14 protein-coding genes and 1 CRISPR repeat array are annotated in these 21,383 nt (G+C 48.2%); of the genes, 4 read left to right on the top strand and 10 right to left on the bottom strand.

What is annotated here, in order from left to right:
• The first annotated feature begins 5 nt into the window (after positions 1-5).
• A complete protein-coding gene (locus ACRRNK_RS04270; protein ID WP_433945570.1) occupies positions 6-920 on the top strand; it encodes an RNA polymerase sigma-70 factor in 915 nt (304 codons plus the stop codon).
• 219 nt (positions 921-1,139) lie between these two features.
• On the opposite strand, the gene ACRRNK_RS04265 is transcribed toward ACRRNK_RS04270, so the two are convergent.
• The 6 genes from ACRRNK_RS04265 to htpG all read right to left on the bottom strand — a co-directional run bounded on the left by ACRRNK_RS04265 (position 1,140) and on the right by htpG (position 12,022).
• Positions 1,140-2,327, bottom strand: coding sequence for an MFS transporter (locus tag ACRRNK_RS04265; protein ID WP_433945569.1), 1,188 nt, complete (start codon positions 2,325-2,327; stop codon positions 1,140-1,142).
• 241 nt (positions 2,328-2,568) lie between these two features.
• Entirely contained in the window at positions 2,569-7,530 is a 4,962-nt protein-coding gene (locus ACRRNK_RS04260) for a pullulanase (RefSeq protein ID WP_433945568.1), read from the bottom strand.
• 588 nt (positions 7,531-8,118) lie between these two features.
• The gene (locus tag ACRRNK_RS04255; protein WP_433945567.1) at positions 8,119-8,406 is read right to left on the bottom strand and encodes a hypothetical protein; all 288 of its coding nucleotides are present in this window, start codon (positions 8,404-8,406) and stop codon (positions 8,119-8,121) included.
• A 50-nt stretch (positions 8,407-8,456) separates the two neighbouring features.
• Positions 8,457-8,627, bottom strand: a complete 171-nt coding sequence (locus ACRRNK_RS04250) for a DUF3934 domain-containing protein (RefSeq protein ID WP_433945566.1) — start codon at positions 8,625-8,627, stop codon at positions 8,457-8,459.
• Between the two features lie 217 nt (positions 8,628-8,844).
• On the bottom strand, positions 8,845-9,699 hold the full coding sequence (locus tag ACRRNK_RS04245; protein WP_433945565.1) for a manganese catalase family protein: 855 nt from the start codon (positions 9,697-9,699) through the stop codon (positions 8,845-8,847).
• A 442-nt stretch (positions 9,700-10,141) separates the two neighbouring features.
• Entirely contained in the window at positions 10,142-12,022 is a 1,881-nt protein-coding gene (gene htpG, locus ACRRNK_RS04240; protein WP_433945564.1) for a molecular chaperone HtpG, read from the bottom strand.
• Positions 12,023-12,226: 204 nt separating this feature from the next.
• Here htpG and ACRRNK_RS04235 point away from each other — a divergent pair, with 204 nt between their 5' ends.
• Together ACRRNK_RS04235 and ACRRNK_RS04230 are read left to right on the top strand one after the other, a co-directional pair.
• A complete protein-coding gene (locus ACRRNK_RS04235; RefSeq protein ID WP_433945563.1) occupies positions 12,227-12,331 on the top strand; it encodes a YjcZ family sporulation protein in 105 nt (34 codons plus the stop codon).
• A 426-nt stretch (positions 12,332-12,757) separates the two neighbouring features.
• The gene (locus tag ACRRNK_RS04230) at positions 12,758-14,302 is read left to right on the top strand and encodes an acyl-CoA synthetase (RefSeq protein ID WP_433945562.1); all 1,545 of its coding nucleotides are present in this window, start codon (positions 12,758-12,760) and stop codon (positions 14,300-14,302) included.
• Positions 14,303-14,553: 251 nt separating this feature from the next.
• On the opposite strand, the gene ACRRNK_RS04225 is transcribed toward ACRRNK_RS04230, so the two are convergent.
• Both ACRRNK_RS04225 and ACRRNK_RS04220 read right to left on the bottom strand, forming a co-directional pair.
• A complete protein-coding gene (locus tag ACRRNK_RS04225; protein WP_433945561.1) occupies positions 14,554-15,474 on the bottom strand; it encodes an AEC family transporter in 921 nt (306 codons plus the stop codon).
• Positions 15,475-15,505: 31 nt separating this feature from the next.
• Positions 15,506-16,192, bottom strand: coding sequence for a metal-dependent hydrolase (locus ACRRNK_RS04220; protein WP_433945560.1), 687 nt, complete (start codon positions 16,190-16,192; stop codon positions 15,506-15,508).
• 124 nt (positions 16,193-16,316) lie between these two features.
• Between ACRRNK_RS04220 and ACRRNK_RS04215 the strand changes: the two genes are divergently transcribed.
• Complete coding sequence (locus tag ACRRNK_RS04215; protein ID WP_433945559.1) at positions 16,317-17,126, top strand: PaaX family transcriptional regulator C-terminal domain-containing protein; 810 nt, start codon at positions 16,317-16,319, stop codon at positions 17,124-17,126.
• Positions 17,127-17,537: 411 nt separating this feature from the next.
• Here ACRRNK_RS04215 and ACRRNK_RS04210 read toward each other — a convergent pair whose 3' ends face one another.
• Both ACRRNK_RS04210 and cas2 read right to left on the bottom strand, forming a co-directional pair.
• Positions 17,538-18,920, bottom strand: coding sequence for an amino acid permease (locus tag ACRRNK_RS04210; protein ID WP_433945558.1), 1,383 nt, complete (start codon positions 18,918-18,920; stop codon positions 17,538-17,540).
• A gap of 325 nt (positions 18,921-19,245) precedes the next feature.
• A CRISPR array of direct repeats spans positions 19,246-20,903; the repeat unit is 33 nt; unit sequence GTTTCAATCCACGCACTCCATACGGAGTGCGAC.
• Positions 20,904-21,083: 180 nt separating this feature from the next.
• On the bottom strand, positions 21,084-21,374 hold the full coding sequence (gene cas2, locus ACRRNK_RS04205) for a CRISPR-associated endonuclease Cas2 (protein ID WP_433946797.1): 291 nt from the start codon (positions 21,372-21,374) through the stop codon (positions 21,084-21,086).
• Positions 21,375-21,383 lie beyond the last annotated feature (9 nt).

The raw sequence follows: 21,383 nt of genomic DNA, 5'->3' as shown, positions 1-21,383 counted from the left end.
GCTATATGGAATTGACCGGAACTGCGGAAGAATACGGTTCTTACAGGCCGCTGCTGATCTCCCTGGCCTATCGGATGCTGGGGAGTGTAACGGAAGCAGAGGATATCGTTCAGGAAGCATTCCTGTATGTCAACGAGACAAAGCCGGATAACATTCTTAATCCGAAGGCGTATTTATGCAAAATAGTCACCCACCGCTGTATCGATCATCTGCGTTCTGCCAGCAAGCAGCGTGAGGTCTACGTAGGACCGTGGCTGCCCGAACCGCTCGTGATGAACGAAGACACGCGCAAGGGACCCGATGAACTCTATACCCACAAGGAGTCTATCTCGACCGCCTATCTCCTTCTTCTCCAGCAGCTGTCCTGGACAGAGAGAGCGGTATTCCTGCTCAGAGAAGTGCTGCAGTATGACTATAACGAGATTGCCGATATTGTCGGGAAGAGCAGTACGAACTGCCGGCAGATCTTTCGCAGGGCCAAGAGCGCCCTTACCCGTATTCCCATAACGGATACCGATTCGGAAGAAGTAACTCCTACGGCCAAGCCGACCGTGATGGAGCAGGCATCAGACGCTGTGGAACAATTCGTGCAGGCACTTCTCTCCGGTGATGTTAACGCATTGCTTAACATCATCAAGAGCGATGCCGTCCTATACTCAGATGGAGGCGGCAAGGTCACCGCGGCTGTTCGTCCTATACACGGTGCCGGGCGCATCGCTATGTTCTTCTCCGGTCTGCTGTCCAGACCCCCTGAGGGCTTCAGCTACTCCGTTACCGGCGTGAACGGAGATATTGGGATTGTGACCTATACGAATGGCCAGCCGCTGAATGTGGTCACATTCCAAGTTCAGGAGAGGCAGATTGCCAACATTTATATTGTCGTTAATCCTGATAAGTTAAGGCATATTCCAGCCATCTGAGCTATTCTGTACTCCCGGTGATACCTCTGTCCTATAATTCAGCAAAGAGACTGACAAGGCGAGGTGTTGGCCCGAATAATTCTGGAGAAGCGCCAGCGGCGAAAGAACATTCGAAATCGCAGTACATCGTCTACCTAGATTAAAACGAGGGGACTATCCTATCGTCATCTTTGATGACTTATGTGGATAGTCCCCTTTTGAAGATAAGATGGTATTCGATTATGTTCCAACGTCAGCTTTAGGTTCTCGCTTGAACCAGATTCCCAGAACCGCGAAGGTCAGAAATACGGCTCCAAGGAAGAAAAACACACTATTGATCGAGATGTACCTCATTCCATAGCCCCCCAATACGGGTCCAAGCACGCTTCCGATGCTGTAATGTACAGACGCGATTACCCCGGTTGCCGGCAGGATGGCCTTGGGTACAATGTCAGCTGCATAAGACATCCCCAGCGAATAGAAAGAACCTACAATTCCGCCTGCCAGAGCGAACAAGAGGAACAGAATGAGCGTATGATCACCAGCAGCAGGGATCAACAGGAACAAGCCGGCTCCAAGGAAAGCACAGGTCATCAGCACAGGCTTGCGTCCGATTCGGTCACTCCATACCCCAAGCGGAAGCTGCAGGATAATGCTGCCCACTCCGAACGTCAGCAGCAGCAGTGAGATCCACTGCTTTCCAAGGTCAATACGTAGTCCATACAGCGGGAAGCTGCTGTTCATGGAAGCTTCCATAACGCCGTAGAGCAGCGGTGGAATCAGAGCGAACCAAGCGAGCCGATAGGAACGGAAGAATCGATTCTGCGCCGCTTCTCCCGCCTCTACTTGCTCTGGCATTTCATTTGGAATTCGGAGCATCAGGAGCAGGATCAGCGCATAAAGGGCACCCGAGATTAAGAATGGCACAGCTTCTCCGAATGGTAGCAGGTTAATTCCTAGCGGCCCGATACTAAAGCCGATGCCGTAGGCCATGCCATAGAGCGAGAAGAAGCGTCCGCGCTTGTCCGCAGGACTGCTGCTCAGAATCCACTGCTGTGTGGCGAAGTGAAGCGAGCTGTCACCCACTCCGACCAGCAGACGCAGGGCGAACCAGAAATACAAAGAAGAGCTGACCGGGAATAGCAGCGAGCAGCCGCTCACAAGGATCAGACCTACTACAATCACACTTTTATATCCAAATTTCACAACCGGCTTCTCTACAAAGAACATGGTGCAAAATATTCCGATATATAACGCGGCGGCGTTCATTCCGTTCAGATCTGACGATACGCCGTGCCGTTCCAGCAGAATGGAGAGCAAGGGCAGCAGCAAGCCCTGACTTGCGCCTGAGACAATAACGACCAGCAGTAGGATCACTAACCGGTAGTTCGCTGACACCGGCTTTGAAGTAGAGATTGAAGACAACAAGATAAGAGCTCCTTTACTAGCAATGTGGGTAGTGTAAGTAACTTCAGTAGGTGAGTACGTTCATACCATCCCTTAGTGTACCTGCTGTGTTAATCGGCCGTAAACCACACTGCTGGAACGCTTTACTGCGGTTGATTCCTGTATCGGATAAGTGAAAGCAATTCTTAATCAAGCCCTAATTAAGTCCACTAGAAAAAAAACCGGCACTCTTCCTAAGAAGAGTGCCGGTTCATTCCATAATTTATTTCGCAAGCAGCTTGTAGATGACCTGTGCGCTTTCAGCGCGAGTCATGAAGCCTTGCGGATCAAACTTGTGATTCTCCTTGCCCTGCACCAGTTCGAGGCTGGCAGCAGCATTCACATAAGAAGCTGCCCATGAACTGATCTTGGAAGCATCAGCGAAGGTCGCTGCGCTAGCAGCCGCGTCGGTCTTCTTGCCTTGCTTCACTTCCAGTGCGCGAATGAGCATGACTGCCATTTCCTCACGACTGATCGTGTCGTTCGGTGCAAATGTATCCTTGCTGCGGCCATTTACAATACCTGCCTTAACCGCTGCATCTACATAGGAAGCATACCATGCTCCCGGCTTCACATCGGCAAAGGCCGCGTGCTCATCTGTCTGGAGGCCAAGAGCCCGTGTCAAGAGTGCCGTGAATTCAGCCCGGCTGACATTGCTGTTCGGCTGGTACTTCGTATCTGTTACTCCAGTTACAATTTGCTTCGCTGTCAGCGATTTAATCGCCGCAGATGCCCAGTGCGATGCAGGAACATCGGCGAAGGATTTATCAATCTCGAGCGCCGCATATTTACTGAAATGCTTAACCTTTGCTGTTAATACATCTTCGTTCAATACTCCGCCTACATATTCAAGGGTACCGTTATCTGCCAAATAGTATACACCGATCAGATCTTTGTTCGGTTTCCCTGTGAGCTTGAATGATACGGTAATTGGCTCCTTGAATGTAGTTACCGGAATACGCGTTCCGTCTTTCTTAATGATACTGATTGTAAATTCATACACATCGGAGGCTTGAGATACCTTAGCTCCGTTCTTCTGTAATCCGCCAACCGTGGTATTTGCTGAGCTGCTTTCGAGTGGATTTGCTTCAAATAGAATTTGAGATCCATCCGCTTCCGCACCAGAGACCATACCCTGAATCGTGTTCAGCACTCCATTAGGAAGAGTGACGTTCAAGCTGCCTGATTTCACAACCAGATTGTTCGTTCCAAGAGCCTTAGCCGCTTGGATTGGCAGAAGTACGGACTTCTTGCCTTGAGCAATCTCAACTTCAACCTTGCCATCCTTACCATTCTTCAGACTGGACTCGTTAACTACCTGAGAATCTGAAGGCGTTGTTGGTACAGATGGGCTTGGTGTTGGGTTACTTGGTGATGGGTTGCCTGGTGTTGGGTTACCCGGTGTTGATGCTGCATCTTGCTTGATAATCACTGCCGTAAGCGGGTCAAGTGTAATGGAATTAGCGGTAAGCTTGAATCCAGATTGACTGGCGGCTGGAATTGCCTTAACCCCAGCTTCATCGCTATCTACAAGCACGCTTCCTTTGGTCAAGTCCTCGTTAAGCGTAATTGTTCTTGACTCGCTATCTCCATTCAAGAACACATAATAATTCCCTGTTCCGTCGGTTGATTTATTCTTATAACCGATAAGGACATCAGAAGACTGGCTGTCTATAGAAGGAATCAGCGTTACATTGGAATCTACCAATGATTTGTCGCCCAATCTGAAAGCGTTCGTTGATTTTCTAAGTTCAATTAGACCCGAAGTGTATTTTTGGGTTGTAGTTTGAACCGGGAATTTCTCCTTATCGGTCGCTTTCGTCCAATCAAACATATTGACAGCATCCGAAGAGTCATACGAGTCATGGACGAAATATCCAAAAGTATTACCGTCTTTATCTTTTAATTCTGTAGTTCTACCCTCGTCCTCAGGCTTCCCTGGTGCCAACCATTGCTTAGTTCGGCCATACTCCTGACCCGCATGAATAAAGGCGGTACCCTGGGAAGTTAGAACCAGCATATTCCCGAGTCGGATCCGTTTCTGGATTTCAAGCTCATTCTCCGGAATGGATGGATCCTTCTTGATTGACTGCGCGATAACATCGTGCAGAGTTAAGTTGTCGTGAGCTTCAATATAAGGTACGATATCGCCCGGATCGTCGCCCTTAACGTTGGAAGGTTCTCCTTTGATATTGTTCATAATCGTAGTGATCGAACGTGCGCCGCCCGTGATGAATCTCGGCTGACCTTCCGAACCATAGCCGGATTTCAGCTCATTGCGGAATTCATCGGAGAATACACCCATATCATCCGTCTTGTTCATCCAATCTTGGTCAGCAGCCTTGCCAACAAGATCTGGTTCCGCTTGATCTCCGCCAAATGTTCTCCATCCTTCACCGATGAAGAGTGCCTTAGGATTAATCTCTTTTGCAGCGTCAAGTGCATGCTGTACAGCCTCATATGTGGCATCACCCATCATATCCCAGCGCATTCCGTCGATTTTGTACTCCTTGAACCAGTACTTAACGGAATCCACCATCAGCTTCTCAGCCATCTTGTGATTGGTAGCGAGATTGTTGGAGAACCCGCCAATAAAGTTACCGCTTGCATCAATAAAATGATAATAATTAGGTACAATATCGTTCAAAAACTCTTTCTTCGCCATATGTGTGTACACAACGTCCAGAACAACACCCATTCCGGCTTTATGTACCGCATCGATCAAGCCTTTCAATTCTTTGATTCTCAGTTCAGGGTCTTTAGGGTCATCAGAATAAGCTCCATCTGGGGAGAAATAGTTATGAGGATCATATCCCCAGTTGTATTCGTTGCCCTTGTTTGAGTAATTGAGCTCTCTCTCTCCCATCTTGGTCTCGTCCCCATAATACCAAGCCATTACAGGAAGAAGCTGAATATGGGTGACACCGAGCGATTTGAGGTAATCAAGCTTCTTCTCAAATGCTTCGTAAGAGCCCCATCTCTCGCCCGAAAGGCTGTCTTCAATTGTAGGATCCGAGGTGAAGTCACGAATGTGAACTTCATAGACAACGGCATCTTCCCGCTTCTCGTAGCCCTTGATATTCGCGTAGCCATATGAATCGGGATTCGTCTGACTGAGATCAACAATGGCTGCCTTACCTACTGTATCTCCACCAACACCGGCTTTGCCATCAGTATCCACGGTGAATACAGCCATGGATTTCGCATAAGGGTCGAGCACCTTGTTGGTTACACCTGCATTAGTAACTTCATATTGGTAGAAGTATCCGCGGACATCGGTGACCCCGAGGCTCTCAGGTGTCAGCTCAATCGACCAGACTCCATGCTCGCCTTTAGTCAGGTCCAGGCTCTTGACCAGATCATTAGAGTCATCCTTGTTATAGACATCAACGGTGACCTTGCTGGCTTTCGGAGCCCACAGCTTCAGCGTAGCTGACTTGTCATGATAAGTAGCTCCAAGATCATCGCCAGTATAGTTGTAATCCTCGTCAATCAATCTCCAGTCGCTGGAAGTCGTTATCGTCTTCCCTGAATATTCAATACTCAGCGGAGCTTGATCTAGAGTAAAAGCATTCGTCTCCACACTAACTGAAGTTTTACTTGTAATGGTTGCATTCTTCACGGCAATATCATTGCCGTCTTTGTCCTTTACTTTGATCCCAGTCTTAAGTTCGGCTGCATCCAGCCCATCTGTTAACGTGAAATTGAGAGTAAGCTTGGTTGTAGAAGCTAATCCTGCAGATACTAGCCCAATAGGAGCCTCGCCAAAAGGAGATACATAGACGTTGTTATCGCCTTCCTTGATCCACAATTGGTTATAGCGGTCCAGCAGGGTAAAGGTTTTGTCGCCTCCATCCTTATCGCTGTCCGGAGCATCCTTAATCGGCCTGACCACAACCATTCCCATTTTCATGGCGTTTTCTTTAAGAGGGACATCAATATAAGCCCCGAAGCGGTCCGTCTGCGTTGACGTGAAAGGAACAGCATCGATAGCCCAAGTATTAGGAAGGTTCGCTACATCCTCCGACAGCCAGAGGCCGTAATCGCTTTGCTTACTATCCGCTCTCATATAGTGAATTCGAACCGTATTCGCAGGAAGCGTTACCGGTTCGTATGGAGTGACGGTGTTGGAGCCTTCTTTGATCCAAACTTCGTTTGTCTCAGGTGTGCTGATTAGGAACGATTTGTCGCCAGCTTCCTTGACACTATTTGTACGATTTACAACAAGGAATGATATTTTCTTCGCTCCTGCTTTCACGGGAACATCTACATATGCCCCGTAAGCATCAATCTGTCCGTCAGGGAATGGAGTTGCGCCTGTTGGAAAGTTCGCGGAAGGCGATGCTACATCATCCCACAGCCATAACCCTTGATCTGTATAGGTTTTGTCTGTGCGTGCGTAGTGGATCCGAACATTACCTTCTGGAACAGGACTCACCTGATCAGGAGTTTTAGGAACCGTGAAATTTGCCGCAGTGGCATTGTCCTTGGCATTATACGTAAAAGTAACAGGTAACTTAGAAGGCAGGCTTAGTTCAGCAGCGGAATCAGGGTATGAATGATTGTCTGCTTCGGTTGCCCCCGGTACATACACCTGATAGTTATAGTCTCCTTGCGGAACTTCCACAACTTTGGAGTAGATATTATCAAAGTCGGGATCAGTTAACAGAGTCTTCGCATCCGCAGGAGAATTGTTTGAAGTATCCCCCAGTGCCGTCTGCACAGTTCCCACGATACGTGGAAGCTTATCGTCAGCTAGCGGTGTGTAGTAGGTAGAATCTGCGATTTTATGAGTTGTATCGTTGTAATAAAAAGTAACCTCACCCGCTTCCGCGAGGGTTATCTTAATGTTGCCGTCGTCATTAATCCCTTGGGGATTCGTATAATTGCTGAATCCATAGTTTTCTTGCCAATCTCCGTTAAGGGCAACCTTGTACGAATACGTTCCAGCTGGCAATGTGCCTTTAAAGACGTACAGGCCATCGCCCTGATCAGCCATTTCGGTCACTTCAGATGCTGGATCCCAATCTGCTGCCGAACCCAGCTCAGACTGCAGGCTTCCCGCGAGTACAACCTTGCTGGTTGCGGCTTTCACCCCTGCGGGGTACATTCCAAAACAGGAGAATACAAGAGCCAAGACCATACTTACCGCAAAAGCTCTCTTTCCCCATAACGAAGTCTTCATTCAATCAACCTCCCATATTAACAATCTCATTCCTGTAAGCGGTTACGAGAATATCAAATTTCAAAAATCCTTCTTCGTACATCCCTCGCTGTTCCTTGCTGTAAATTCTGTACACCTGCGCATACACTAATTCGGCTTGTCAGGCCCTGTTAACACGTCACCCTCCTTCTTCAGAGTTTAAGAACATTAGAGACTGCGCATTATTTTGAAGCACTCGAAGTTTGCGCAAACGTTTGCCTTTCTTGCACAATAAATGCAAACGTATCAGACAACTCACTTTGTGCAACTTATTTGCACAAAAAGCCAAATGAAAGCGTTTGCTATATACATCTGCTTATCATAGTAAGCCTCCAAGTAAAAACTTGTCAACCGCTATTAACTAACAATTTCGCACAGTCTAACCGATATAAAAAGGATATCAACATTTTACTCCAACGATTGCACAAATTTGCACACTACGATTTTGCAGATTATACATTAAATGATAGATTTAGTCATGAAATGGTGTTCACCTCCCCCTTCGTGGATATAAAAAATAACTCAAGCCTCTTGTCTGCTTGAGTTATTTTTTATGCTGGTATTCACAAATTAAGAACCTGCGTATTCCTTATTCGCCGTTTCGAGCATGGATTTCCAATCCGGGAAATCCGTTGACCGCGCCACATGACGGTCAAATAGCTCATCCGGGATGTTATTCACATCCTCCTGCGTGTGAATCTGGAAGTTCCCCTTTTCCACAAACGCTCCAAAGCTGTCAAAACTGGAATGCTTACTCATGAATGATTCATTGAACAGCTTGTCTAAAGGCACATTGGCCGGATCTTCCTGAACCGTTCTTTGGCCTTGTAATTCCACTAACAGATCATCAAATGACATTGGTTTTTGTTTTCTCAGAAAGCACCACTCCTATGAAATATGGTTATTCGTTATTCGTCTTGAAGATTAACGGGAGATTTCTCGCTATCCCGGTTCTTGGTCCCTTTACTCTTGTAAGGTTTGGGCGCGCTCTTTGCTTTGTTGGCACTAGCCTGCCACCGGTTCCAGCCCTTCTTGCCTGTTCCCCTGCCTATTCCGCTCTTGCCTTTAGCTTTACTCAAATAATCACTCCGCTTAAGTTGATCTTATCTCAATCGCAATCTATCCACACGCCGCTCCACATGCACCGTACGGGTAACCTTTCACTTAATAACCAGTTTAACACATTTATTGACTTCCTATGTGGTTTGACCTAAAGAATCAAGTTAAATCCCGTTCTTATATGTAAAAAGGGAACCCGCCCGCTGGCAGTCTCCCCATTGTGCGATTATTCCCAAATTACTTGCCCTGCTGTCCCTTATTCACAATATACGGACCTGTTCCCGGCGTTGAATGCTGATGATCCGCAGGCGGCTTCAGCTCCGGTACTCCGCCTTGAGCCTGCGGATTCGCAACATACTCGAAGTTGCCTGTGCCATCCGGCAGGGGACCATTGGCCCATCGTCCCGCACTGCTCGCTTCGCCCTCGGAGAAGTTCAGGAATTGGCGTGTTGCCTCCTCAACTGTCTGCTCACGCGGGAAGGAAGCTGGTGCAATAGGCCCATCCAGCTGTTCAATCTCTTCAATGGCAGCAAGCCATTGGTTCTGGTGCATGATATCGCGGGCGATCATGAAGGACAGCATATCCCGGATACCCGGATCTGTCGTCTGCTCATAGAGCCGCACAACCTGCACCAGGCCTTGGGATTCAGCGTTCAGGTTAGCCCGGAAATCAGCGAGCAGGTTTCCGCTCGATACGATATATTTACTGTTCCAAGGATATCCATTACTGTCACTAGGCATGGCTCCCATGCCTGATACAATCGTGTGCTGAGGATTCATACCGCCCAGTGCTGCCGCAATGAGTGGGTCTTTAGCCATCTCATCCACCTGATCGGCCGGCGCACCGTCCAGCAGCTGAGAGATCATGGTACACAGCATTTCCACATGACCGATCTCCTCAGTACCGATATCCAGCAGCATATCACGATATTTTCGGTCTGCCCGGCAGTTAAAGCCCTGGAACAGATACTGCATCATTACGGACATCTCACCATACTGGCCACCTAGTACTTCCTGAAGCTTTCTCGCATATACAGGATCCGGTTTCTCGGGCTTTGCACGAAATTGAAGTTCTTTAATGTGAAAAAACATATCATGACTTCCTCCTTCGGTAGTAGGTTCTGCGTGGTTTGTCGCGTCTTGTCGCAGTATTCTTACCCGGTACTAAATAACTCCAATCAGCTAGAGCCGCCAAAATTCAACAGTTAACTAACAAGAATCCCCCGCTCCGGATAACCTGGAAGCGGGGGAATTACGATAACAGCGCCTGTATTTACACTATAACCTTGCTGATATGACTATATAAGTTAAACTACTGATTTACATGCTAGTCAGCCGTATGAAATGTTCCTACGATCGCTGTTGTTCCCAGACTTCTTAATTGAATTTTTAAAGGTAGAAGTCTAATCACAAAGCTTATGCTTTCGATGTAGCTTTCTTTCAGAAAGCTTGTAGGCGAACGCTCCGCTTCTCCAGAATCATTTCACACTCTTGCCTATTAGTAATTCTTAAATTCAACTTATATAGTAATACTTTACACCATAATCTTGCAGATATTGTTCGTGAACTCAACCGGATCGCTTACCGGCAGTCCTTCGATAAGAAGCGCCTGATTGTACAGCAGGTTCGTATACAGCTCAAGCTTCTCCGGACTGTTGGCTTTAGCGTCCTTCAGGGACTTGAATACCTCGTGATTCACGTTAATCTCAAGTACCTTATCCGCCTTCACATCCTGGCCGCTTGGCATCGCCTTTAGTATCTTCTCCATCTCGATGGTCAGTTCCCCTTCAGTGGACAAGCAGACCGGATGGGTCTTAAGCCGCTTCGAGGCTTTGACCTTCGTCACCTTGCCCGCAAGGAAGCCCTGCATGGAATCGAACAGCTCCTTGTTCGCAATCTCCTCCGATTCGGACTGCTCCTTATCCGCATCTGCTTCAATCCCAAGGTCACCGCTGGAGACGGACTTAAATTCCTTCTCCTTATACGACATAATCACCTTAAGAGCGAACTCGTCGATATCATCTGTTAGATACAGAATCTCATAGCCTTTATCGGAGACTACTTCAATCTGTGGAAGCTTCTCAATCCGTTCAATGGACTCCCCAGCCGCGTAATAGATGTACTTCTGATCCTCAGGCATTCTGGAGACATACTCATCCAGTGTGACCAGCTTCTTCTCCTTGGAGGAGTGGAATAAGAGCAGGTCCTGCAGCACTTCCTTGTTCATACCATAATCGTTATAGACACCGAACTTCAGCTGACGGCCAAAAGAAGTATAGAACCGCTCGTATTTCTCGCGCTCATCCTTCAGCAAGCTTGTCAGTTGGCTCTTGATCTTGCTCTGAATGTTCTTCGCAATCAGCTTCAGCTGGCGGTCATGCTGCAACATCTCCCGGGAGATGTTGAGGGACAGGTCCTCGGAATCAACCATTCCCTTTACAAAGCTGAAGTAATCCGGCAGCAGATCGCCGCATTTGTTCATGATCAGCACGCCGTTCGAGTACAGCTCAAGGCCCTTCTCATATTCCTTCGTATAGTAGTCGAATGGCGTATTCTCCGGGATGAAAAGGATGGCGTTATACACCACAGCTCCGTCTGCCTTGATATGAATATGGGACAGCGGCTTATCGAACCCATACCGCTTCTCATTATAAAAGTTCTCATAGTCCTCGTCCGTAAGCTCGCTCTTATTTTTGCGCCAGATCGGAACCATGCTGTTGATGGTCTGTTCTTCCACAGTCTCCTCAAACTCACTATCGCTGCCTTCCTTAGGCTGGCGGGAAGTCACATCCATCTTGATCGGATAACGGATAAAGTCGGAATACTTCTTGATAATGCTTCTGAGACGGTACTCGTCCAAATATTCATCATACTGGTCGTCTTCAGTGTTCTCCTTGAGCTTCAGTACGATCTCTGTACCTACCGAATCCTTATGAGCCGGCTCAATTGTATATCCGTCAGCACCCTCAGACTCCCATTTGAAGGCCTCATTGCTTCCGAAAGCTCGGCTTGTTACGGTCACAACATCGGCAATCATGAAAGCCGAATAGAATCCGACTCCGAACTGGCCGATGATATTATGTCCGTCCTTCAGCTCATTCTCGTTCTTGAACGCAAGCGAGCCGCTCTTGGCAATGACGCCCAGGTTGTTCTCCAGCTCCTCCGGCGTCATACCGATACCCGTATCGGTAATTGTCAGCGTACGGTTCGCCTTGTCGGCAGTCACCTTAATGTAGTAGTCTTCCTTATTAAATACCAGCGTGTCATCGCTGAGAGCGCGGTAGTACATCTTGTCGATTGCGTCACTGGCATTGGAAATAAGCTCCCTGAGGAATATTTCCTTCTGGGTATAGATGGAGTGAATCATCATGTCCAAGAGCCGCTTGGACTCAGCCTGAAACTGCTTTTTTGCCATGATTGTAATCTTCCTTTCTATGTAGTTATAGCCCTTGCTTATTTTAGCACTCATACACAAAGAGTGCTAAATCTTATTTTTATATATCACGGGCCAAAAAGTGTGTCAATAGAAGTAAATGCTTATTTGCCCATACGAACACTTTAATCCTTACATAGTATATATCGTTGAGACCATTGTTTCTTGAGAAAGGAGGGGACATATATGAGTGGAGTTGGCTGTGGAGTTGGCGGTATTGGCACATCTACAGGAGCCATCCTGGTTCTGTTCATTTTGCTGGTTATCATTACTCAATCTTTCTTCGTTTAGTTTGCTTCCCCCTTCCTATTGACTATATATGAAGCCTAACCCCCCCCTTTATCTGAAGGGGGTTTTTTGTCATTTCCATACGTTGTGTTCTTGATCTTGCATCCCCTGCAAGCAGCTCTCATGACTTCCCCTCTCCCGCCTGTTATTGCGAACCCTCTTCCCACTGCTAATTGCTTGTCATCTCATCCCATGGAATGGCATCAACCATAATCGTGGCCAGAAATCCGGAGCTCGGTGTTACACTCCCTATTCTTCCTGGAGAGCTCCTCCCTGTTGATTAACTCATGACTTCCGCGGTAACACTAATACTTGGTACTATTATTAAGAGCTATAATGAAATATATTTAACAATTCAGAGTAAAGGAGAGGTTCCCACTGAATTTCGAGCAATGGAACGCACCTGAACAATATAATCTCACCTCAGAAATGGAGAATCATCCTCCAGATCATCTTGCGCTGAAATGGTTAAGCGAACAGGGAGAATATGAAGAGATCACTTATGGGGAGCTGCTGAAGAAGGCTAATCGACTGGCAGGCGGCTTGAAGAAGCTGGGACTGACGAAGGGAGACCGGGTGCTGGTCATGGTCCCGCGCCAGATTATCGCCTATGTCATTTACCTGGCCTGCCTGAAGATTGGAGCGGCGATCATTCCTTCTTCGGAGATGCTTCGTGCCAAGGACCTGTCTTACCGCTTCCAGCATTCCGGTGCCAGGGCCGTTATTGCCTGGTCCACCCTTACTCAGGAAGTGGACAACATTGAAGAAGAGCATCCGAACCTTCAGTACCGTATTGTGGTTAGTCCTGACGATTCCTCACAATCTCTTCCTTCGGGCTGGCTTAACTTATCCAATCTAATGGAAGGTGAACCGGATGAATTCGCTGCGGTTCCTACCCATAGGGATGATATAGCTATTCTTGCCTATACCTCTGGAACGACAGGGAACCCGAAGGGGGTCATCCACAGCCATGGATGGGCATATGCACATCTGAAGATTGCATCCACACTGTGGCTGGGTATTGAGCCCGGCGATATCGTCTGGGTAACCGCAGCACCCGGCTGGCAGAAATGGATCTGGAGCCCGTTCTTATCCGTTCTCGGCAAAGGTGCCACCGGATTTGTCTATCACGGATCATTCCAGCCTAATCAATACTTGAAACTGATCAAGGAATACGGAATTGAAGTACTCTGCTGTACCCCAACGGAATTCCGGATCATGGCCAAGATCGATCATTTGGGTGATTATGACCTCTCCTCTCTGCGCAGTGTTGTATCCGCCGGAGAGCCGCTTAACCAGGAGGTTATCGAAGTCTTCCAGCGTGTGCATAACCTTACCATCCGTGATGGTTACGGTCAGACAGAGAGCACGCTGCTTATCGGGAATCTTATGGATTCCCCGGTACGGCTCGGGTCGATGGGCAAGGCTACCTCACCAGGCCTGATCGAGATCGTAGACGATTCAGGAAGTCCTCTGCCTGCTGGTGAAGTGGGAGACATTGCCGTACACCTGGACATGCCCGCCTTATTCAAGGGTTACTATAAGGACCCCGAACGTAAGAAGAGCAATCAGCGCGGGGAGTATTTCGTGACGGGGGACCGTGCCCGTGTCGACGAGGACGGCTACTTCTGGTACGAGGGCCGCAATGACGACATCATCATCAGCTCTGGATATACCATCGGCCCATTTGAAGTTGAGGAGGCTCTGATGAAGCATGCCGCTGTGAAGGAATGTGCCGCGGTGGCAAGCCCGGACGAGATCCGGGGTGCTGTGGTGAAGGCTTTCGTCGTCTTGGTGGAAGGCGTGATTGGCACGCCAGAGCTCGTCAAGGAGCTTCAGAGTCATGTTAAGGCGTTAACCGCGCCGTACAAATATCCGCGGAAGATCGAGTTCATAGACTCGCTTCCGAAGACGAACTCCGGCAAGATCCGCAGAATCGAACTGCGGGAGAAGGAGTATTCTGCTGGGAAATAGGATGCAAGAGAACAACCAATCCGTGAGCTTACGGATTGGTTGTTTGTTTTTTTGCCGAGAAGAGCAGTGTTGAATGTACATTATGGGCTTAATAAGTTAGCAAATAGCAGGAGTGTGATTTGATTCTGGAGAAGTGGAGCGTTCGCCTTTGGAGCCGGACTTCTACCAATAGATTTAAGCAAGATAGCTGGGAAGACCTACCTCTATTTATAGCCATTTATATAGAAGACTTACTTATTATGTGGCAGTCCCTAGAATAACGTCTGCGACAAATTAATTACAAAGGTTAATGTGATGCTGCTAAGAAGCATGGATACAAGCACAGACTGGGCCGCAAACTCAGGTTCGTTCCCATATTCCAGCGCTAAGGATGCGCTGTTGCGTGAAGTTGGAATGGCGCTTGCAATGAATAAAGCTTGAGCCGTAATTCCCTGAATGTTGAGGAGGTGGATAATGCCATACGCTACAATAGGTGCTATAACCAGCCTGATCATACTGCTAAGCAGAACTGTTGATGTATTCCGGTGAAGCTTCGCTGAAGCGATCTGGGCTCCGATAGAGACGAGAGCGAAGGAGAGCATGCCGCTCGCGATATCAGACAGCGGGCTCAGGATCGGATCTGGGATCTGAACATGCAGCAGATGCAGGGCCGTTCCAGCAATAATGGCGTATAGGACCGGCATTTTGGCGAACTGGATGAGAGAGCTTTTTAACCCGGCGGCTGCCTTGCTAGCATTTAATAAACCGTACGTAAATGTGGCGAATAGTTCAAATACCACTACGATAATCTGAACGGACATCGCGAACGGGTCCTGCTTGAATGCCAGCGCATTAACCGGAATACCGACATTCCCATTGTTTGTTAGCGAGATACTGTTGGAGAAGCTGGCCGCCAGCGGCCGGGGATGATGCAGCACGCGGCTTGTGATCAGTCCAATCAGGACGACAGCTACGAACTGCAGCAGCAGGAAGCCGATCACTGAGAAGAGCAAGCTTGCAGACAGCCGAGCTTCATATATTTTGACGAAAGCAAGTGCAGGTACATAATAGTATAAGATCAATTTTGAGAATCCCGACAGGTCGAACCGGAATTTACGATGAAGCAATGCTCCGATACCGACTGGAATCAGAATGGGAACAATAATGTGGTAAAAAGTATACAGGGTCAACATGTCACAACACTCCTAGTCCGTCTAATCTAATCTATATGGTTATCGTCTCGCCTGGCGCTAAACATCTTCCCTGAATCCCTAGTCGGGCCAGGTCGCTTACGAATGCATGTCCATCTTGGCGGATCGGCGGAAATGTATCGAAATGAATCGGAACTACGCAGCGGGCCTTAAGCCATTCAGCCGCGGTAAGGGCATCCTTTGGTCCCATCGTGAACCGCCCTCCTATCGGCAAGAAGGCAATATCAATGTCGAATCGTTCTCCGATCCATTTCATATCGCCGAACAGCCCCGTGTCTCCGGCATGATATAGAGTAACATCCCCCATCCGCAGCACGATCCCGACCGGCACTCCAGCGTACAGCACCTCCCCATCGCGCGTTGTAATGGAAGAAGTATGCGCTGCACCAGTTAGATGAACATGACCGAAATCAAACTCCCATTCACCGCCAACATGCATGGCTTCTGTCCGCAGTCCCTCTCTCCCCAAATGGATAGCGAGCTCTTCGACAGCGATAATTGACGCGTCATTCTGCTTTGCAATCGCAGACGCATCGGTGATATGATCAAAGTGACCATGCGTCAGTATCACGTGCTGCACATGAATATCCTTCGCGTTAGTGACCGCTGTGGGATTGCCCGTTAGATATGGATCGATGATGATCGAGTGTTCCCCTTCTGTTACCTGGATGCAGGAATGCCCATGAAACTGAATTTGCATATAAGATCCTCGCTTTCATTTTATAATTTATAATAAATTTATTAACGATCGTTGGATTTATTATTATATATTTAAACGTCAGTTGTCAATACTTGATCAACGTCTATTTATAAGGAGCCAAGTAATGCTATCTGTAGAGAAACAAATCCTGTATTTGATCTCCAGCGCCCGTGATATTGATGTAAAGACCCTCGTCGATATCTACGAGGCCAGGGATGTGTCCCCCCAAATTATTCGAAATTCATTATCCCGCCTGAAGAAAGACGGCTATATTGAATCCACTGAGCGGTCGCGCTACGCCGTGACGCCGCTCGGTTCTGAATTCATTCAGACTATTAACCGCAAGCCTCTTCTAATCGAGAAGACATGGGATGGCGTCTGGCACATGGTTATGTTCGAAGTGCCCGAAGCGGATCGGAAGAAGCGGGATGCCTTCCGCGGGGGCTTGCTGCAATTGGGTTTTGGTCTGCTTTATAAGAGCGTATATATCTCACCTTGGGACTATAAAGAGGATGTGCTTCGTCTTGCTGATAATCTGGGCATCACTGACTGGGTTACAATTGGCGAGGGGACCTTTGTCCATAATGGACTTACTCCTGAGAAAGCCAGGGGGATTTGGGACCTTGATGCCTTGAGTGAGGTATACCTAACCAAGCGGGAATGGATTCGCGGCCACTTCTCTCCGTCCCTCGAACGCTTACTGCAAGAGGAACCCTTGGATGACCGGGCGCTGTTCGTCCGCTTCCTGGAGCTTGGGGAGACAATTGCGGAGCTGGGGCTCAGTGATCCGATCCTTCCGGAAGAGCTGCTTCCTGCTGAGTGGATCGGGAGATCCTGCTTCCTGGAATGCCAGCAGATGCTGCGTACCATCGCTTGTTCAATCCCCGAGCACTCCGTATATCGGACATTCGTGAGCCGCATTACTGCGAACTAATATGGTAGCATAGCCGAATTTAGAGGATGGGTATATCCCACACATCTCCTGCTGCAAAAGAAAACAAGCCCGAGCACTCCGTGCCCGGGCTTGTTCATGTATATGACGCAGTTAAAAGTTGACATCTGGGGGTGCAGTCAGTCGTAACTACAGGGAATGCTTGGATCTCCGGCCGCCGTTGTCCGCAGATTTCTTGATTTATACCGTGGTGCGGTTGAAATCCGGAGACAAAGCTTATGCTTCCGATGTGGCTTTCTTTCAGAAAGCTTGTAGGCGAACGCTCCGCTTCTCCAGAATCATTTCACACTCTTGCCTATAAGTGATTCTTAAATTCAACTTATATAGTTGCGTTCTACACAGTCGTTATTTTATCGCCAGTCTGATGTCACTTGGCCAATCTCGAAATCCCTCTTAAGCCTCGTCAATATCTTCCATTCTCTCCCGCTTGCCTATGCGGAAGGCATAGTAACCGGCAATCACAATCGCAATGAACACGATGCCGACAATGAGGGACGTCTGGGTATCTGGATTGAACCACATGCCAATGATCACCAGGAACAAGAAGATAATTGTAATGTAGTTGCTAATCGGGAAGAACCGCGACTTGAACGGGTGCTCCCCCATCTCGTTCTTCCACTTTTTCCTGAAGCTGAATTGACTGAATGCCAATGCGAACCACGGCACCATACCTGGAAGCACGCTGGCACTATAAATATACAAGAACAACTTCGAGTTCGGAGCCAGGTAATTGAACAGCACACCGAGAAGCAGCATCGAGATGGTCGTGATAATACTGTTTCTAGGTACCCCGCTTTTGGACACTTTCCCGAAGAACTTCGGTGCTTGTCCGTTCTTAGCCAGCGTATACAGCATTCTGCCCGCACTGTAGATCCCGCTGTTGCAGCCGGACATGGCGGCAGTTAGCACGACGAAATTAATGATGCCTGCGGCAGCTACAATACCCACCTTGGCAAAAGTCAATACGAACGGGCTGCCGATCTCACCAACCTGATTCCATGGATAGAGCGTCACGATAATGAAGATCGCGCCCACATAGAAGATCAGAATGCGCCAGATGATGTTCTTGATTGCTTTGCGCAGGGTCAGCTTCGGATTCTCCGCTTCACCTGCCGTAATGCCGACCAGTTCAACCCCCTGATAAGCCGCTGTGACAATACAGAGCGCGAACAGGAAGCCTTTGAGCCCCCCGGCAAAAAAGCCGCCATGGCTGTAGAGATTCGACAATCCAATTGGATGTCCGCCATTTCCTAGACCAAAGAAGATCATTCCCGTTCCAATCACGAGCATAAAGCCGATCGCGACAATCTTAATGAGCGCGAACCAGAATTCGAACTCTCCATAGAACTTCACCGCCGCCAAATTAGCTGCCGCAATTATTCCCACGCCTGCCAGAGCTGGCAGCCACTGCGGAATGTCCGGGAACCAATAGCCTACGTATACCCCAATTGCAGTCACTTCCGCCATTCCTACCGTTACCCAGAAGAACCAGTAGCTCCATGCGGTCAAGAAGCCGGCCAATGGACTGATATACTTATGAGCGAAAGTAGCAAAAGAGCCGGTCAGCGGTTCCAATATCAGCATTTCGCCCATGATCCGCATCACAAAAAACATAATAATCCCGACCAAGAGATAGGCCAGCAGCACCGACGGCCCCGCCCACTTGATCGTACTGGCCGATCCCATGAACAGCCCCACACCGATCGTGCCTCCGAGCGCAATCAGCTCGATATGCCTCGGCTTCAGCCCTCTGTTTAATTGTTGTTTTGATTCCAAACCGAACGCTCCCCTTCGTTATTGTTCATTCTAAGACGTTAATGATCTGGAAAACGTCCCTCCATAGCAATACAGAGATTTTATGACAAATGCTGCATAATTTCAATGACGTAACGTAGGCATTTGTTGGGGGAGTTTATTTTGGGGAGAGAAGACGCAGCTATCTTATGTCGACTACACGCTGGTTGGGTTAATGGGTGTGTCTAACACCTTAATTTATGTCTGTCTGATCAGAATGCATAATTCGGTAGGCTATGGGCCAGTTCACGCCCTCTACGCGTAGTTCGACGCTGCCCTTCACTATTTTCATGTACATCGCATACTGAATTAAATCCAGGCACTCCATACGGAGTGCGACCTTATCCACTTGGATGGTTGATCTCATTCTTTGAAGGTTTCAATCCACGCACTCCATACGGAGTGCGACTGTGATGCAGGATGTAAGAAACAATTCAGCATTGTTTCAATCCACGCACTCCATACGGAGTGCGACGACCAAGGGGAAAGCAAAAGCTAAAGAGAAGGTACAGTTTCAATCCACGCACTCCATACGGAGTGCGACGATCTTCCCCATGTTCCATAACATAGTATCTTTAGTTTCAATCCACGCACTCCATACGGAGTGCGACGAGAGTAGAGATAAACAACCATAGCAACATAGTCGTTTCAATCCACGCACTCCATACGGAGTGCGACTTCAAGCAGAAACAATACAAATCCAAGTCTGGAGCGGTTTCAATCCACGCACTCCATACGGAGTGCGACTATCTGGAGGTTATACATATGAAAACAGCAATTATGTTTCAATCCACGCACTCCATACGGAGTGCGACCGGCCTCGTTTATTTCCTTGCCTAGAAATTTACTGTTTCAATCCACGCACTCCATACGGAGTGCGACCGGGCCGGGAAGGTCAAGGCGGAGGAGAAAGTTGAGTTTCAATCCACGCACTCCATACGGAGTGCGACGAAGAAGTGTCTATTAAAGTGCATGTTGACGTAACGTTTCAATCCACGCACTCCATACGGAGTGCGACGGTTAATAGGTGCGTAACAAGTGACATCCACACCAGTTTCAATCCACGCACTCCATACGGAGTGCGACTGTGGGTGTCGCGCCTCCTAGCGTCTGGAAAGTAGTTTCAATCCACGCACTCCATACGGAGTGCGACAATGATAGCTAAAATGCTGAACGATCGCGACATTAGTTTCAATCCACGCACTCCATACGGAGTGCGACGGTTTACTTATGGCAGCACTAAGGTAAACAATACGTTTCAATCCACGCACTCCATACGGAGTGCGACCGTAAACGCCAGCAGATGGCAGCCTACCAGCAGCGGTTTCAATCCACGCACTCCATACGGAGTGCGACAAGCCAAGGATTCGCAACAGCAACATATGTGGATCAGTTTCAATCCACGCACTCCATACGGAGTGCGACGTCGGGATTTCATCACCTAAGGCAATCTCTAGCTTGGTTTCAATCCACGCACTCCATACGGAGTGCGACATACTTGAGCACGTTAACCCCGGCCACTAACTGGAAGTTTCAATCCACGCACTCCATACGGAGTGCGACCTCAGGACTATGTTGATTCTTGGCTGCAATATAAGTTTCAATCCACTCACTCCATACGGAGTGCGACGCATGCAGCAAACGGCTAAGACTTATTGGGTGTGGGTTTCAATCCACGCACTCCATACGGAGTGCGACTGGCTACGTCCGTCAGGCTGCTGGAGCTTGCGAAGTTTCAATCCACGCACTCCATACGGAGTGCGACTCCGGTTGGTTCGAGGACGGCGTATTCTTTCGCGGTTTCAATCCACGCACTCCATACGGAGTGCGACGGCGGTCGCATCGCTATCATCGTAACCGGCGCGGTTTCAATCCACGCACTCCATACGGAGTGCGACAGGCAGCTTCTGCTTCCTCCCAGGTAGCATTTAAGTTTCAATCCACGCACTCCATACGGAGTGCGACAGCGAAAAATCACAGTCTCATCTAAACTTGAGATGAGACTATTAGATTTTTCAAGAATCAAGCTAATATGCATATGGTTTAAAACTTGACAATCCTAGTTGACATGTAATCATTTTGAATTTCGACATAATTCTTGGTGCGAAGGATCCGGCAAAATCATGGGAGCTTCCCATTCGCACTTCAAAGTATCAACAAGCCCTCTGGATCGTATGAGCATTTTGTACCGATATGCTCCACTTTGCTTTTATGCTTGTCGCCCAGGTTATAAAAGCGCAAGCTATCCGTCTCCCCGTCAATCAGTTCCTCTAGTTCATATTTTAACCGGCGGAATTGGGCCTGGTCGAGAATACACTCGAACACTGAGTTCTGGACTCTTTGTCCATAATCCAAGCATTTCTTGGACACCTGTCTCAGCCTTCTTCTACCTTCTGTAGTAGAAGTACTAACATCATAAGTAATTAAGATTAATATACCAGGCAC

The sequence above is a fragment of the Paenibacillus sp. SN-8-1 genome, from assembly GCF_050995535.1.
Taxonomy (GTDB): domain Bacteria; phylum Bacillota; class Bacilli; order Paenibacillales; family Paenibacillaceae; genus Fontibacillus.
This window is presented reverse-complemented; position numbering and strand designations above follow the sequence as displayed.